The 14,126-nt window shown below is 61.0% G+C and carries 12 protein-coding genes; 3 read left to right on the top strand and 9 right to left on the bottom strand.

Annotated elements, in window-relative coordinates; translation table 11 throughout:
• Positions 1 to 43: 43 nt before the first annotated feature.
• From OMP38_RS09560 to OMP38_RS09580, 5 genes are all read right to left on the bottom strand, one after another.
• Positions 44 to 427, bottom strand: coding sequence for a hypothetical protein (locus OMP38_RS09560; RefSeq protein WP_420869602.1), 384 nt, complete (start codon positions 425 to 427; stop codon positions 44 to 46).
• Positions 428 to 609: 182 nt separating this feature from the next.
• Positions 610 to 1,023, bottom strand: coding sequence for a hypothetical protein (locus tag OMP38_RS09565; RefSeq protein ID WP_277564867.1), 414 nt, complete (start codon positions 1,021 to 1,023; stop codon positions 610 to 612).
• Entirely contained in the window at positions 965 to 1,996 is a 1,032-nt protein-coding gene (locus OMP38_RS09570; RefSeq protein WP_277564868.1) for an ABC transporter substrate-binding protein, read from the bottom strand. Before OMP38_RS09570 ends, OMP38_RS09565 begins: the two co-directional genes overlap by 59 nt.
• On the bottom strand, positions 1,989 to 3,527 hold the full coding sequence (locus OMP38_RS09575; RefSeq protein ID WP_277564869.1) for a response regulator: 1,539 nt from the start codon (positions 3,525 to 3,527) through the stop codon (positions 1,989 to 1,991). Before OMP38_RS09575 ends, OMP38_RS09570 begins: the two co-directional genes overlap by 8 nt.
• 3 nt (positions 3,528 to 3,530) lie before the next feature.
• Entirely contained in the window at positions 3,531 to 5,291 is a 1,761-nt protein-coding gene (locus OMP38_RS09580) for a sensor histidine kinase (protein WP_277564870.1), read from the bottom strand.
• A gap of 544 nt (positions 5,292 to 5,835) precedes the next feature.
• On the opposite strand from OMP38_RS09580, the gene OMP38_RS09585 reads away from it, so the two are divergent.
• Together OMP38_RS09585 and OMP38_RS09590 are read left to right on the top strand one after the other, a co-directional pair.
• Positions 5,836 to 6,177 (top strand): cupin domain-containing protein, encoded by a 342-nt coding sequence (locus tag OMP38_RS09585; protein WP_277564871.1) that lies wholly within the window; start codon positions 5,836 to 5,838, stop codon positions 6,175 to 6,177.
• Positions 6,178 to 6,251: 74 nt separating this feature from the next.
• On the top strand, positions 6,252 to 6,821 hold the full coding sequence (locus OMP38_RS09590) for an AraC family transcriptional regulator (RefSeq protein WP_277564872.1): 570 nt from the start codon (positions 6,252 to 6,254) through the stop codon (positions 6,819 to 6,821).
• 169 nt (positions 6,822 to 6,990) lie between these two features.
• Here OMP38_RS09590 and OMP38_RS09595 read toward each other — a convergent pair whose 3' ends face one another.
• From OMP38_RS09595 to OMP38_RS09610, 4 genes are read right to left on the bottom strand one after another with little or no spacing between them, the layout of a single operon-like run.
• Positions 6,991 to 8,568 carry an alpha-L-rhamnosidase-related protein gene (locus tag OMP38_RS09595; RefSeq protein ID WP_277564873.1) on the bottom strand — a complete coding sequence of 526 codons (1,578 nt, stop codon included), beginning with the start codon at positions 8,566 to 8,568 and terminating at the stop codon, positions 6,991 to 6,993.
• Positions 8,569 to 8,601: 33 nt separating this feature from the next.
• A complete protein-coding gene (locus tag OMP38_RS09600; RefSeq protein ID WP_277565220.1) occupies positions 8,602 to 10,098 on the bottom strand; it encodes an ABC transporter substrate-binding protein in 1,497 nt (498 codons plus the stop codon).
• Between the two features lie 5 nt (positions 10,099 to 10,103).
• Positions 10,104 to 11,582 carry a response regulator transcription factor gene (locus tag OMP38_RS09605; protein ID WP_277564874.1) on the bottom strand — a complete coding sequence of 493 codons (1,479 nt, stop codon included), beginning with the start codon at positions 11,580 to 11,582 and terminating at the stop codon, positions 10,104 to 10,106.
• Positions 11,583 to 11,584: 2 nt separating this feature from the next.
• Complete coding sequence (locus tag OMP38_RS09610; RefSeq protein ID WP_277564875.1) at positions 11,585 to 13,357, bottom strand: sensor histidine kinase; 1,773 nt, start codon at positions 13,355 to 13,357, stop codon at positions 11,585 to 11,587.
• A 466-nt stretch (positions 13,358 to 13,823) separates the two neighbouring features.
• Here OMP38_RS09610 and OMP38_RS09615 point away from each other — a divergent pair, with 466 nt between their 5' ends.
• Complete coding sequence (locus OMP38_RS09615; RefSeq protein WP_277564876.1) at positions 13,824 to 14,066, top strand: hypothetical protein; 243 nt, start codon at positions 13,824 to 13,826, stop codon at positions 14,064 to 14,066.
• The last annotated feature ends 60 nt before the right edge of the window (positions 14,067 to 14,126 follow it).

Below are 14,126 nucleotides of genomic sequence, written 5' to 3' on the forward strand. Positions count from 1 at the left end.
TTCTCCGTTCGCGTAATGAAAGAGAACGCGTGATTTAATTATCTTACCTCCATGGTAACCTTTCTTTATCCTTTAAAGAGAAAACGCCAGGCTCCCAAGTCTCTATATGTCCGTATCCGCCAATAATGTCTTCATTAACTTGATAAACGCGAGCGTATAGTTTCTTTCCTGATTTGTGTTTTTCTCTCAGCAGGTAGGTTGTAATATAAATTTCTTTATCCACATACGGCTTCAAATCAACAATAGCCGCTATACTTGGATCCGCGTTTTTTGTTTGTAGCTTTTCTTTGCTTGTTTTCCCATCCACATGCCAACCAAACGACTCGATGTATTCAACGGGATTAACGTTATTCTGCTCTGTTGTTTCCTTAGCGCAACCAAACAGAAACACAAGACAAAAAAATGCAAACCAAACATTCATTTTCACAATTGAAGTCACCACCCCTTTATTTTCCATTTAAATGTGAGACGTAATGATCCTCCTGAAGGTTGCGGTGTTTCAACGCACTGCCAGTGAGAGTAACGACAGCCGTCAGCTCGCTGTTCCGCCTCAGACCCCATGCACACTCTGCATAGCAAAAGGCGACCGGTCCCCGGTCGTCTTCCTTCTTAATGCTCGCTCCGCAATTGCTTGTCCAGCGCCATCTGCAAATCGGCCATATACATGGACGGCGTGTAGCTCGCGCTCGATACGAGCAGCTGCGCGTTGTTCCAGGCGGTTGCCTGCGTCTCTGCGTTAAAGAAAGCCTCGAACCACAGCGTGCCGTTTTGGATGCCGTCGATCTTGCTCTGCGCCAATTGGGTCAGCGGCGGCAGCGTTTGCGGCAGACGGTCGGTTTTGAACCCCGTAATAATGCCCATCTCGCTCATCGCCTTGTTGCCGTAATCCGAGAACACCGACTTCATCCACCGCTTTATCTCGTCGTCGTAGCCGGCCGCGGAGAAGGAGGTCGTCAGCCCCGCGTTAAGCAGCCAATCGCCTTCGCCGCCCGCGCCGCCCGGTACAAGCGGGATATTGAACAAGCCGATCCGGTCCTCTCCGATGCGGTTCTGTTTCGGATCGTTGAAGTCCCGAAGGCTCCAGCTCCCCCGTATAGTAGATGGCAGCACGGCCCTGCAAGAACATCGCGGTCGCCTCGTCCAGATCCGTCGTGTTCACGTGGTCCCCGAAATAGCCCTGCAGCGCCATGCGCTGGACGACGTCCGCCGCCTCGACGAACCCCGGATCAGTGAGGCTGAGTTCGCCCCGGCTCACCCGCGCCATCGCGTCGAAGCCGTATTTGCGCACGACGTACCCGTTGATCAGCCGGGTGAGCGTCCATTTCTGCGAGCCGGCCACGGCGAAGGGCTGCACACCCGCCTGCTGAAGCTTTTCGGCCGCTTGAAGCAGCTCGTCCCAGGTTTTGGGCACCTCAATGCCGTTCTGCTCGAAAAGCGACTTGTTGTACCAGAACCCCTCGATGTTGATCTCGAGCGGCAGCGCGTACAGCCCCTTCCCGCCTGTCATCGACTTGAGCAGTTTGACGGCGGTCGGATTCAGCGCGTCCCCAAGACCCAGCTCCCCGAAAGCCTGCTCGATATCGAGCACGAAGCCGTGCTCGGACAGCTGCTGCAGCGGTTTGCCGGATTCGTAAGTGAACAGCTCCGGGAGGTCGTTGCTCGCCGCCAGCAGCTGGATCCGCTGCAGCAGGTCGGACGTGTTGACGTTCTCGAATTCGTACCGGACCGAAGGGTGCTCCCGCTCGTAGTCCCGGGCCAGCTCGCTGACGATGCGGGGCTGCTGCGACTCCAGATTGGAGGAGACGTAGCGAATGACGCGGGTCGGATCGGACACGACCGGACGGTCAGAGGAATAAGACGATACGCCGCCGCATGCGGAGAGCAGGATGAGTGCGAGCAGCAATGGCGTCCATTGCAAAAATAATCGGTTACGGCGCGCGCCCGGCGGAAGCTGCGCATGATCCCCTTTCCGGCGTCCGGCACGATGATCAGCCATGCTCCGCCTCCTTCCTCGTCGCCGCGCCCGGATCGTCCCGGTACTGGCCGGGCGTCATGCCGACGTGCTTTTTGAACAGCTCCGTAAAATGCCTGTAGTTGTAATAGCCGACCGCCTCGCTTGCCTCGTTCACTCGCTTGCCTTCGCGCAGAAGCAGCTTGGCTTCGTCGAGCCGCAGTCGCGTGACGTGCTTGATGTACGAAGCGCCCGTCTTCTCCTTGAACAACAGACTGAAATAGGTCGTGTTCATGCCGACGTGATCCGCGACCTCCTGCAGCGTCAGATCGCGGCGGAAATGCCGCCCGATGAAGTCGATCGCCTTGGCCACCGCGGCGTGCTGGGACGCCTGCCGCTCCTCGGCGGTTTTGGCGAACACCGTCTCCAACTGCTCGCGGAGCCAGCGGAACATCTCGTCTCGCGTCTGCATGCCCGCTAACTCCCGGTGCGGCACCGCCGCCGCGGGCATGGCGGTCCGCTGCGCGCCCGGCACCGTCTCCCTGCCCGAACGGCGGCCGACGTAAGCCAGCTTCAAAATCTCCTGCTCCGCGAGCTCCGGATCGAGGCGCTCTTGCTCCATCCATCTGCTGAAGGCGTCCAGGTCACGGAGCAGCCCCTCTTTATCTCCGGTTCGGATATCGAACAGGATCGCCTCTTCGCGATCCGTCAGCCCTTCGGGGAAGACGCCGCTCTCGGCGATATGCGCGTAACGGGTCAAGCCCCGCTCCTCCAGGAACCGGGCGAACCGCAACGCCCGCAGCGCCTCGGTCCGGCTGCGGACGACGTCGGCGACGACGCTGTACGTCCCTCCCGCGCCGGCCGTGTCCGGCAGCTCTGACATGCGGCCCCGCACTTCCTCCCAGCCTGCGTCGTCCGGCCATGCGAAGTGAAAGACGGCCGCAAGAGACTCGTCCCCATCGGCCCCAACGACCGTCCGACTCGCGCCGAGCGGCTCCAGCGCATTCTCCAGCGCCCCTTCCGGCACTTCGCCCGCAATGACGGTGACGGCGACCACTCGGTCCGCCTCCGCCTCGCCGAAGCAGGCGCGCCAACGCGGGAGCACCTCCAGACCACGCCGGAGCAGCGCAAGCGTCGCCTGCTCGAGCATCGCCTCGCGGTTCGCTTCCGCGGCCCGCCGCAGCGCGGCCAGCTCCTCGCGCCTGCCGATCCGCTCGCGTGTCCGCCGCAGCGCCTCGTCCACTTTTTCCAACGTGATCGGCTTCTCCAAGTAATCGACGACTCCGAGCTTCATCGCGGTCCGCACATATTCGTACTCGTTGAACCCGCTGAACACGATGCAGACGGTCTCCGGCGCCACCTCCATGACAAGCTCGATCAGGCGCAATCCGTCGATGCCCGGCATCCGAATGTCCGTCATCACGATGTCGGGCCGCAGATCGCGGATGAGCGCCAAGGCCGTCTTGCCGTCCTCGGCGGTGCCCGCGAGAGACATGCCGTAGTCGGACCATTCGATCATCGAGCGCAGGCCCTCCAGGACGATATATTCATCGTCGCAGATCACGACGCGCAGCATGCCTCATCCCTCCTTCATATCCAGCGGGCGAAACCGGATCTCGATCGACGTGCCTTCGTCCGGCGCGGTCTTCACCGTCAGGGCGCTGTCCGGTCCGTAGTAAAGCGCGAGCCGCTCCCGAACGTTGCCGAGACCGTATCCGCCTTGCGTCCGCTCTTGCGACTCCATCCCGACGCCGTCGTCCTCGACCGTGAAGATCGCCATGCCGTTCCGCAGCTTGCCCGTCAGGCGCACTTCGCCTTCCCCGATCTTGGGCTCGAGGCCGTGGTAGATGGCATTCTCCACGAGCGGCTGAAGAAGGAGCTTCAGAATCTCCAAGCTCATCAGTTCCGGCTCGACCTCCGCCACGTACCGGAATCGTCCTTTGTACCGCAGATTCTGGATCGTCATGTAGTGCTCGATATGCTTCAGCTCCTTGAAGACGGGGATCGTCTCCTTGCCCTTGTTGAGGCTCAGCTTGAAGCTCTCGGACAGCGCGACGGCCATGCTGGCGATCTCCTTGTTCTTGGCGATAACGGCCATCCAGTAGATCGAATCGAGCGTGTTGTACAAAAAATGCGGCTTGATCTGCGCTTGGAGCGAGCGAAGCTCGGCCTCCCGCTCCTTGAGCTTCGAATGGACGAGCCGTTCGCTGAGCTGAACATTTTCAGAAGAAATTCGCCGGAACGTCTCGCCGATCGCGCCGACCTCGTCCTCGTCGAAGGCCGTCCGCTGCGCCTGCTCCCCGTTTCCTTTCGACCAGTGGATCATCATCTTCTTCAGCTGCAGCAAGGGCCGGGTGATGCTGCCCGAGACGAACAGCGACAGCAGCAGCGCGATCAGGCCGATAAACGCCGCGAACCAAGCGGTCGCGAGGCCGATCCGCGTGGAATCCTGCAGCAGCCGGCTCGCCTTGACGACGTGGAGGAACGTCCAGCCGGTCGTGTCGTTGCGGTAGCCGATTGTCAGGTAGCCCATCCGGTGGAGCGCGCGAAACGCATCCTCCTCCCCGCTCGCATCCGCGAACTTCTGCACGAGCACCGGGTCTTGCGCGTAGACGACGCTGACGGGGCTGCCCCCGGGATCGAGCACGAGAAAGCCGCTGTCCTGATTGTCGTTCATCGCCTGGCCGAACATCGACTTCTTCAAATTAATGACGAGCAGCCCGATCGTCTCGTAGTCGGACGGATCGCGGAGCACTTTTACGCTGGAAAAAGAGCCGCTGCTTGGAGCTGCCTGGAGAACGTTGTAGGCGAAAAAGAGCTCCCGGCCCTTCGCCGCAAGCGCATCTCGATACCAAGCGCTGCCCGAGATGCCGAGCCTGCCCTGCGGACTCGCATAGATGCCTGCGTTGGCATCGGTGCTGCCGTAGCAGACGGCGTGGAAGCCGCGGTCGAACAGGCAGATCGAATCGATGTGCCGCGTGTCGATCAGGTTCGAGACGACCACGTTTTGCAGACGGTTCGCGGCGCGCACATCGAGAATTCGCCCGCCGTCCTCGCCGACGGCCCTAAGATCCGCGCGCACCTGGTCGTTGGCCAGGATGAGGCGGTGCATGTTCACGACGTTGCGCAGCAGCAGGTCCGCCACCTCGCTGGCCGTCTTGAGGTTGTGCTCGTTGTTGTCCATATGATTGCTTACGATCGTGTTTTTGGAGATATTGTAGGAAATATAGCCGAGCAAAATGAGGGGCGGCACGGACAGCATGACCATCGCCAGCAGGATCCGTATCCGGAGCTTGCGGGGCCTCATGCGTCGCAGCGCAAGCCGCATAGGGGCTAACATCCAATCGACCGCCTTTTAACGTGTCATCGCCGAATGCCGGACAGGCCGCCGAGTTCTTCCTCAATTGTAAACGAATTCATCAAAAATCGGATATCCGTTTTTTTTAGGCCCGAGTGTCCGATTTTTTTTTGGGATTGGCTGGCAGCGGGGCGGGGACGCGCTGGAGGGGGGTGACATCGGCCGTCGAGGCGATGGCATGAGCCGGGTCGGTCGTACAGTTAGCGGTTTTTCCGGGTAACTCGGTCGCGTGGGCCGCGTTGGCGGGGAGTTAGCCGGTTTTTCCGGCTATCTCGGTCACGGAGGCTGGGTTCGTTGGGCATTTAGCCGGTTTTTCCGGGTAACTCGGTCGCGCGAGCCGCGTTGGCGGGGAGTTAGCCGGTTTTTCCGGCTATCTCGGTCACGGAGGCTGGGTTCGTTGGGCATTTAGCCGGTTCCGGGTAACTCGATCTCGTAGACTCGGGATGGCTCCCTCTCCTTTACATTCTGCTGCGGCCCCCTATAATTTCAGATATGACAGAGCAAAGGTGGAGAAGGAGGTACTGCCATGGACGAACGCCAGCTGGACGAGCTGCTGCGCGGCTACGACGAAGTCGAGCGCATTCAAAAAAGCACCGGCCGCCACTTCAGCGAGCTGGACGGCTCGGAACTGCGCATGGAGACGGACGGCGTTCCGCGTATGGTCTCCGCCCCCTTTTTCACAGGTGGCTCGGTGTCGATTTACAAGCATCACCGGTTCGCCGAGATGGTGCCGCACAAGCACGAGTTTCTCGAGCTGAACTACATGTACGCCGGCAACTGCCGACAGCATGTCGCGGGGCGCCCGCTCAAGCTGCGCGAGGGGGGAGCTGTGCCTGCTCGGCCGCGACGCGACGCATCGGATCGATGAGCTGGGCGATGAAGACATCCTGATTAACATCCTCATCCAAAAAAGAGGCGCTTACCGCGTTCTACGGCCAGCGCTTGCGCGGCGGCGGGCTCGTCGAGCGGTTCATCGGGCGCGAGCTGTCGGACAATCGGACGCACGACCGCTTCATCGTGTTCCGGACAGCAGAGCGGGACCGGCTTCGGGCTCTCGTCCTGAACATGCTGCGCGAGCACTACGGCGGCGGCGAATACGCGCAGGACATGCTGCATCACTACGTGCCGCTGCTATTCCTCGAGCTGATGCGCGTGCGCGGCGAGGACGTGCAGTACGACCCCGAGCAAGCGGCGGCGGACGGCGAGCTTGCGGGGTCGCTCGCCTATTTGCGAGAGCATTACCGCGACTGCACGCTCGGCGAGCTCGCGGCGCGGTTCGGATACTCGCCCGATTACCTGGGACGCCTGCTGAAGCGCGATACCGGCTGCACGTTCGGCGAGCTCGCACAGACGTATCGCCTGAACCGGGCCGCCGAGCTCCTGCGGACGACCGCGCTCGATACCGCGGCGATCGCGCAGCAATGCGGCTACGAGAGCCACGGCTTCTTTTTCCGAAAGTTCAAATTGCGGTTCGGGATGACGCCAAGCGCTTATAGGCGGCCTCAGCCGTAAAAGAAAAGCGCCGATGCCAGGAGGTATCGGCGCTTCTGCACGTTATCGCACTCCTTTCATCCCATTTGAACGGTATCCCCCTCAATCAGGAAGGATCTTCAGTGGCTGCTTGGAGACGCTCCTGACCGAAGGGGATACTGTTAAAACGTATAAAAAAAGGTCCCTTTGCCTACAGCCCGAACTTGCGGATCAGATAAGTTGGCGTGCAGCTCCACGCGTGGCAGTAGCTGTTGATCAGATGGCTGCCGTACGGCGAAAAGTTCTTGTCCTGCGGATCATACAACTCCCAGAACGTGTCCGCGCCGTCTTCGAGCATGCCGCCCCAGTACTGCTTGAGCATCGCGACCGCTTCGTCCCGGCAGCCCGTCAAGAGCAGCGCCTCGACGACATGATGGTACATGTACGGCGTGGTCGGGCCGACGTCCGGCGACTCGGCGAGCAGCCGCAGCATAAGCGCCTTATTCTCTTGGGGCGGCAGCACTTCCGCCAGCGCCAGCCAAGCCTGCGACGCCCAGGACACCTGCCGGTCCGCGCCGCTGACGAAGAAGCCGAGCTCCGCGTCCCACAGCCGTACCAGCGTCGCGGCCTCGACCTCGGCGAGCCGGGCCGCCAGTCCTGCCGCCGAACCGCAGCCCAGCCGCTCGGCCATGGCGATCGCGCGCTTCAGCGTGTAAATCAGCACGCCCTGCGCTGGCGCTTGCTTGTTGAGCGACTGATGCCAGTCGATGAACGCCCACCACGTCTCTTCGTCCCGCAGCACGCCCGTCTCGTCCAGCCGCTCGAGCCCGAGCTCGACCTGCCTGCGCGCGAGCGGCCACAGCTCGCGCAGCGTCTCTTCGTCTCCGGTTGCCTCCACGTAATCGTGCAGCGTCGTCGCGAAAAAAAGCGAGTAATCGTACAGATACGTATCGTCCGCGATCAGGGAAGGCTCGATGAACAGGTTCGCCGTCACCCGCCCCGACTCGTCGGGCACGGCCGCGAACAGGTACAGGCAGCGCTTGACCAGATCGTCCCCGCGGAACGTCTCGTAGTTCACCAATGCCTGCAGCCTCAGATCGCCCAGCCACAGCCTGCGGTCCCGCTTGGGACCGTCTTCGAATACGTCCTGCATGCAGTCCTGCAGCGTCTTGACGCTCACGCGGTCGATCTCCCGAAGGACGGGATCGGGATGCGCCAGCTCGGTCACCGCGGACACGTCGCCGGAGGTGACGGTTCGAACCGTCACCTCCTCGAAAGCGACGCGGTATTTTTGCGATGTATCGAGCACTTCCAGCTTCAGATACCGGAAGCTGTATCTGCGCGGCATCGAGATTCGCGCCGGGAGCACGTCGACGAGCAGGATCTCCTCCTGCAGCCAGGAGCTGCTGATCCAACCGTCGTACGAGGAGAACGGCTCCGCCATCTCGACCGGCATCTCGCCGAATGTCAGCTTCAGCTTCAGCGGCGCGTCCGGCGGACTGCCGACCGGACGGACGTCGAACGAGACGTAGCCGACCCGATGGTCGCCGAAGTCCAGTACGACTTCGTCTCCCTTTTTGAATTCCCGCTTGTCCAGGCCTTCGGCAGGCGCCGACTCCCTTGCCCGCCAGCCGTGCATGGCTTCGGCGTCCGCGACGACCTCCACGATACGCGCCGCTTTGACCGCCTCTTCGAGCAAAACCGGCTTCAGCGCCTCCGCTTTCCGGACGAACGCTTCATTTCGCACGATCTCGACCTGCCCGGCTTGCATTTTGATCGTATCCGCCATGATCTTGCACCTCTCCCTTATCGCATCTGTCTCTTACTCTAGCAGACCCTTTCGACTCGCCCATAGAACCGAATCCCGGATAAAATGATCCGATTCCGTCGCGCTCGGGCGGCCTGCCGGTCCGGCGACCGATTCGCGCACCTTCGCAGGTCGCCGCCTACCGCCCCGACTTACGATCGGCCTCCAGCTGCCGCTGAAGCTCGCCCAAATAGTCCTTCGGCGAATACCCCGCGCTCGTGACGAGCAGCTGCGCGTTGTCCCAGGCCAGCAGCTGCGCTTTGGTGCTGAAGCGGGCCTCGAACCACAGCGCCCCTTTTTCACCTCGCCGATCTTGCCCTGGACCATTCTCGTGAGCGGCGGCGCGTCCTCCGGCACGTCCTTCACGTTAAATCCCGTCACCATGCCGAGCTCCGACATGGCGCGGTCGCCGTACCGTTCGAACACGTATTTCATCCAATCGCCGACCTCCTGCGTATACGAGGCTTTAGAAAAGGAAGTGGTCAGACCCGCGTTCACCGGATACTCGTCAAGCGTACCCAAGCCGTCCCGAACGAGCGGGATGCTGAAAAAGCCGACGTTGTCCGCCCCGATCTTGTTTTGCGTAGGATCGTTGAAGGCGCGCAGCTGCCAACTGCCCATGTAGAACATCGCCGCCTTGCCCTGCAGAAACAGGTTGACCGACGAACCCATGTCGATCGTATTCACGCGGGAGCCGAAGTATCCCTGGAGCCCCATACGCTGCACGACGTCCGCCGCCTCGACGAAGCCGGGATCGGCGAGGGACAGCCCTCCTTTGTCCACCTTTTCCATTGCGTCGACGCCGAGCTTGCGGATCGCGTACGCGTTGATCAGACGCGTGATCGGCCACTTCTCCTTGCCGGCCACGGCGAACGGCTGGATGCCCTCGCGCTTGAACGTTTCCGCCGCCGCCAGCATCTCATCCCAGGTCTGCGGCTCATGCAGGCCGTATTTTGCGAAAAGCGTCTTGTTGTACCAGAAGCCTTCGATGTTCATCTCCAGCGGCAGCGCGTACAGGCCTTTCCCTTCCGCGTACGCCTTGAGCAGCTCGACGGCGGCTGGATTCAGGCTGTCCGCCATGCCGAGCTCCGCGAACGTCCGCTCCAGGTCGAGCGCGGCGTTGCTGTCGATGAGATCGAGCAGCGGCTTGCCCGATTGATAGCTGAACAGCACGGGCAGATCGTTGCTCGCCGCGAGCAGCTGCACGCGCTGGTTCAGGTCGCTCTCCGACACGTTCTCGAACTTGTAGCGCACCGACGGATGCGCCGTTTGATACTCCCGGGCAAGCTCGCTGATGATCCTGGAGCTGCCTTCGTTTTCTTTGTTGGAGGAAAGGTACAGAATCGTCGTCGCATCGTCGGAAGGGACAAGGGTCGAGGTCGGAGCGCCGCCGCAGGACGCCAGCAGGAGCGCAGAAAACGCCGGCAGCGCCAGGCGGAGGGCCGCCAGACGAAGGGCCGCCAGGCGAAGGACCGCCCGCCGAAACAAGCGGCGCCGTCCCGTTTGCCGCATGCCGCTCACCTGCCTCTCCCGGTCGACCGGTATTGTCCCGGCGTCATGCCGGTCTGCTTTTTGAACACTTCGGCGAAGTGCCGCGCGTGATAGTACCCCACCCGCTCGCTGATCTCCTGCGTCGGCATGCCTTCCTCCAGCAGCGTCTTCGCTTTTTCCATGCGCAGCTTGGTCAAATATTTGATATAAGACAGCCCCATCTGTTCTTTGAAAAGGAGGCTGAAATACGCCGCGTTCATCTCGACGTGGGCCGCGACCTCCTGCTGGGTCAGGTCCCTGCCATAGTGGAGCTCCATGTAGGCGAGCGCCTTCTCCACTGCCGAATGCTTCGTGCGCATTCGCACGCCGCGTATCCAATCCGCGATCCGCTCGATCTCCGCCCGCAGCCATGCGGCTTGCGCCGATCTCGTCTCGAGCCTGCGCAGCGCGAGCTGCGGCGGCTCGCCGGCGCGATCGAGCTCGGATGCGTCGCCTCCCGTTTCTTTGGCGGCGGAGGCGGCATGAAGCAGCAGCTTCAGCAGCTCGAGCTCGGCGATCTCCGGATCGACCTTGCCCTGCTTGAACGAAGCCAGGTAGTCGTCCAGCTTCAGCATCAGGCCGTCCTTGTCCCCGAGCCGCAGGTCGAAAAGGATACCCTCCTCCAGATCGGACAACTCAGGTGCGGGAGAGTGCCCGTCGCCCAGATCCTCGTACCGGGTCCAGCCGGTCCCCTCGAGATATTTGCCGTACCGAAGCGCCCGGAGCGCCTCGCGGTAGCTGGCGTCAGCCTCGCCGGCATCGGCGTGCGTCGTCCCGGAGCCGACGGCCGTCCGATCCCACGCCTGCAGGGCGCCGGTCCAATCGCTGCCGACGGTCCCCAGATGGAAGACGGCTTGCAGATATTCGGCCCCATACCTGACCGGAATGACGCGGCAGCCGGGGCTTTCGGGCAGCTCGAACGCCGAATCCGCGCTGGCGACGACCGTGACGCCCCTTACTTCATCGGCTTCCGGTCCGAATTGCGACCGCCATGCCTCCTCGGCGTCGCGTCCGTAGAGGAGCAGATCGAGCGTCGCCTTTTCCAGCAGCCCCTCCTGCCATCTCCGCTTCAGGCTCGACATCTCGCTCCGCTCGCCGATGCGCGCGACCGCCTTCTCGATGCCTTCCCGGATCTTCAAGATCGTGATGGGCTTTTCCAGATAGTCCACGACGCCGAGCTTGATCGCGCGCTTGACGTAGTCGAACTCGTTATAGCCGCTGAACACGATGCACATCGTATCCGGCGCCTCCTCGCGGATGCGCTCGATCAGTTGAAGCCCGTCCATGCCCGGCATGCGAATGTCGGTCATGACGATATCGGGCCGCAGCGCCCTGAACATCTCCAGCGCGGACAGCCCGTCCTTGGCCGTCCCCGCCAGCTCGACGCCGTGCTCGCGCCAGTCGATGAGACGCTCCAGCCCCTTGAGCACGATGAATTCGTCGTCGAACACGACCGCCTTCAGCATGTCTACTCCTCCTTGTATAACTTGTGCGGAAAGCGCAGCTCGATCGACGTGCCTTCGCCCGGCAGGCTGCGGATCGTAAACGAGCTCGTCGGCCCGTAGTAGATTTCCAGCCGCTCCCGCACGTTCCGCATGCCGTACCCTTCCTCCTTTTTCCGGATATCCGCCATCCCGACGCCGTCGTCGGTCACCGTGAACGAAAGGAATTCCCCGTCCATACGGCCGGTCAGCCGAACCGTCCCCTCGCCGACCTTGGGCTCGAGCCCGTGGTAGATCGCGTTTTCGACAAGCGGCTGCAGCATCAGCTTCATGATCTCGTAGCTCATGATGTCCGGATCGACCTCTTGCTCGTATTTGAACCTGTTGTCGTAGCGGAGATTCTGGATGATCATATAATGCTCGATATGCTTGAGCTCCTTGTAGACCGGGATCGTCTCCTTGCCCTTGTTCAGGCTCAGCTTGAAGCTCTCGGACAGCGACAGCGCCATCTGGGCGATATCGTGCTTCTCCTCGAGCATCGACATCCAGTAGATCGAATCGAGCGTATTGTATAAAAAATGCGGCTTAATCTGCGCTTGCAGCGAGCGCAGCTCGGCTTCCCGCTCCTTGAGCTGCGCCTGCAGCAGCCGCTCGCTCAGCACCTGGTAGTCCGCCGTCACGCGTTGAAACGTCTGCCCGATGACGCCGACCTCGTCCGCGAGGAACGCCTCGCCCGCATCGGCCGACGAATGGCCTTTGGCCCAGTCGCCGATCATTTTTTTCAACTGCAGCAGCGGCTTCGTGATCGTCCCCGACACAAAATAAGACACCGCAAGCGCGATGCCGGCCATGAGCGCGGCCAGGAGCCCCGTCGTCAGCGTGATGCGCTGGGATTGCTGAAGCAGTGCCTTCGCCTCCACGAAGTGGACGAACATCCAGCCGCTCGTCGCGTTCCGGTATTGGCTGTACAGGTAGCCGGCCTTGCGCATGTTCGCGAACGTCGCGTCCAGGCTGCCGCCGACGCCGACGCCGGCCGTGAGCTCGGGACGCAGATCGTATACGACGACCGGATTCGTCTCGCGCGTATCCAGCACGAGAAATCCACTCTCGTCGCTTTCGTTGACCGTCTGCTCGAAGATCGACTTGCGGATGTTGATGACGAGAAGACCGATCTTGTCACCGCTCAGCCGGTTCGGGTCGCGCAGCAGCTTAACGCTGGAAAACGCGTTGCCGTACGGCGACTCCTCGAGCACGTTGTAGCCGAAAAACACTTCCTTGCCCTTGGCCTGCTCGGCCTGCGCGTACCAGTCCGTGCGCTCGATCAGGCCGCGGGCTTCCTCGGAGCCGTACTTCCCCGCCTGTTCCGAACGTCCGTAGCAGACGGACCGGAAGTTGCGGTCGAACAGGCAGATCGAGTCGATGTTCTGGATGTCGAACAGGTTCGACACGACGATATTTTGCAGCAGGTTGGCCGTGCGGACGTCGATGACGCCCTCCCCGTCCGCCTTCGCCTCGCCGCTCCGGTACAGCTCCTGCCGGAGCTGGTCGTTAGACAGGATGATGCGGTTCATGTTGATGATGTTGCGCATGAGCAGATCGGCGACCTCGCTGGACGTCTTAAGGTGGTCCGCGTTGGCCTGTATATGGTTTTGCACGAGCATGTCCTTGGAAATGTTCAGGGAGACGTAGCCCAGCACGAACAGCGGCGGAAGCGAAACCAGAATCATCGCCGCCAGAAATCGGCTGCGGATTCGAGGCGGCCTGAGCTTCAGCAGAAAACGGCGTAGTCTCGTTATCATGGCAAGCATCCTTTACGGGCGTTGAGGGCGCCTTGTAAGCGGAACCAAAGCTGCGGTCCGCCCGGCTCGCCGCGCTTTTGGCGAATAGTCGATGATGGTGCGCCGGCGCGACCCGTTTCCTTTCATTTTAACCAATCGCGCCCGCAATATTAAGGTACGGATTTTTTGGGAAAGCTCCGCGTTTTTCAGGGGGACTCGCAGGGACGTTCCCCAAAGCTATGAGATAGCGTAAATATACGGAAAAGTTTGTTGAAATAAGTTTTCTTTCATATAATTAATCATAATTATGGGAATTCAGCCGCCACTTGAGGCTACCATTTAAACGGTACAAGATAGAATGAACTGAATCTGACGTTTTTTCGCATCGGCAGTCGCCAGTGCTATGTGTCGCATTTGCATTTAGAGATCCTAGTCGACATCGCGAGCGAGACAGAAAAGAAAACGAATCTGGTCCGGAGGTTAACGAATGAACTCGAACAATCTCCGCACGCTGGGCGTCATCCTCGTCATCACAGCCGGACTGATTTACACAATCGAACGGGTCGGATCGACGGTAGCTCGCAGCAAAGAAATTGTGGCGATGTACGAAATCCACATGTTTGATAGCGCGCCTAGGATTCACGTGACGGGCTTTTGGGACAATGGCTTCGTTCCGTTGCTCGCAATCGGCGGCATACTGATGATAGCGTACAGTTTCGCGAGGAAATAATAACAGCCGAATTTTCGTTACAGAAAGCGGACGGGCCTCCTTCGCACGCCGGCTCTTTTT

This window comes from Cohnella ginsengisoli (assembly GCF_029525555.1).
Lineage (GTDB): Bacteria > Bacillota > Bacilli > Paenibacillales > Paenibacillaceae > Cohnella > Cohnella ginsengisoli.

Bases quoted from the DNA above. Each gene is read 5' to 3' on its own strand.
- OMP38_RS09570 (WP_277564868.1), bottom strand. From the start codon at position 1,996: ATGGCTGATCATCGTGCCGGACGCCGGAAAGGGGATCATGCGCAGCTT.
- OMP38_RS09575 (WP_277564869.1), bottom strand. From the start codon at position 3,527: ATGCTGCGCGTCGTGATCTGCGACGATGAATATATCGTCCTGGAGGGC.
- OMP38_RS09580 (WP_277564870.1), bottom strand. From the start codon at position 5,291: ATGTTAGCCCCTATGCGGCTTGCGCTGCGACGCATGAGGCCCCGCAAG.
- OMP38_RS09585 (WP_277564871.1), top strand. From the start codon at position 5,836: ATGGACGAACGCCAGCTGGACGAGCTGCTGCGCGGCTACGACGAAGTC.
- OMP38_RS09595 (WP_277564873.1), bottom strand. From the start codon at position 8,568: ATGGCGGATACGATCAAAATGCAAGCCGGGCAGGTCGAGATCGTGCGA.
- OMP38_RS09600 (WP_277565220.1), bottom strand. From the start codon at position 10,098: ATGCGGCAAACGGGACGGCGCCGCTTGTTTCGGCGGGCGGTCCTTCGC.
- OMP38_RS09605 (WP_277564874.1), bottom strand. From the start codon at position 11,582: ATGCTGAAGGCGGTCGTGTTCGACGACGAATTCATCGTGCTCAAGGGG.
- OMP38_RS09610 (WP_277564875.1), bottom strand. From the start codon at position 13,357: ATGATAACGAGACTACGCCGTTTTCTGCTGAAGCTCAGGCCGCCTCGA.
- OMP38_RS09615 (WP_277564876.1), top strand. From the start codon at position 13,824: ATGAACTCGAACAATCTCCGCACGCTGGGCGTCATCCTCGTCATCACA.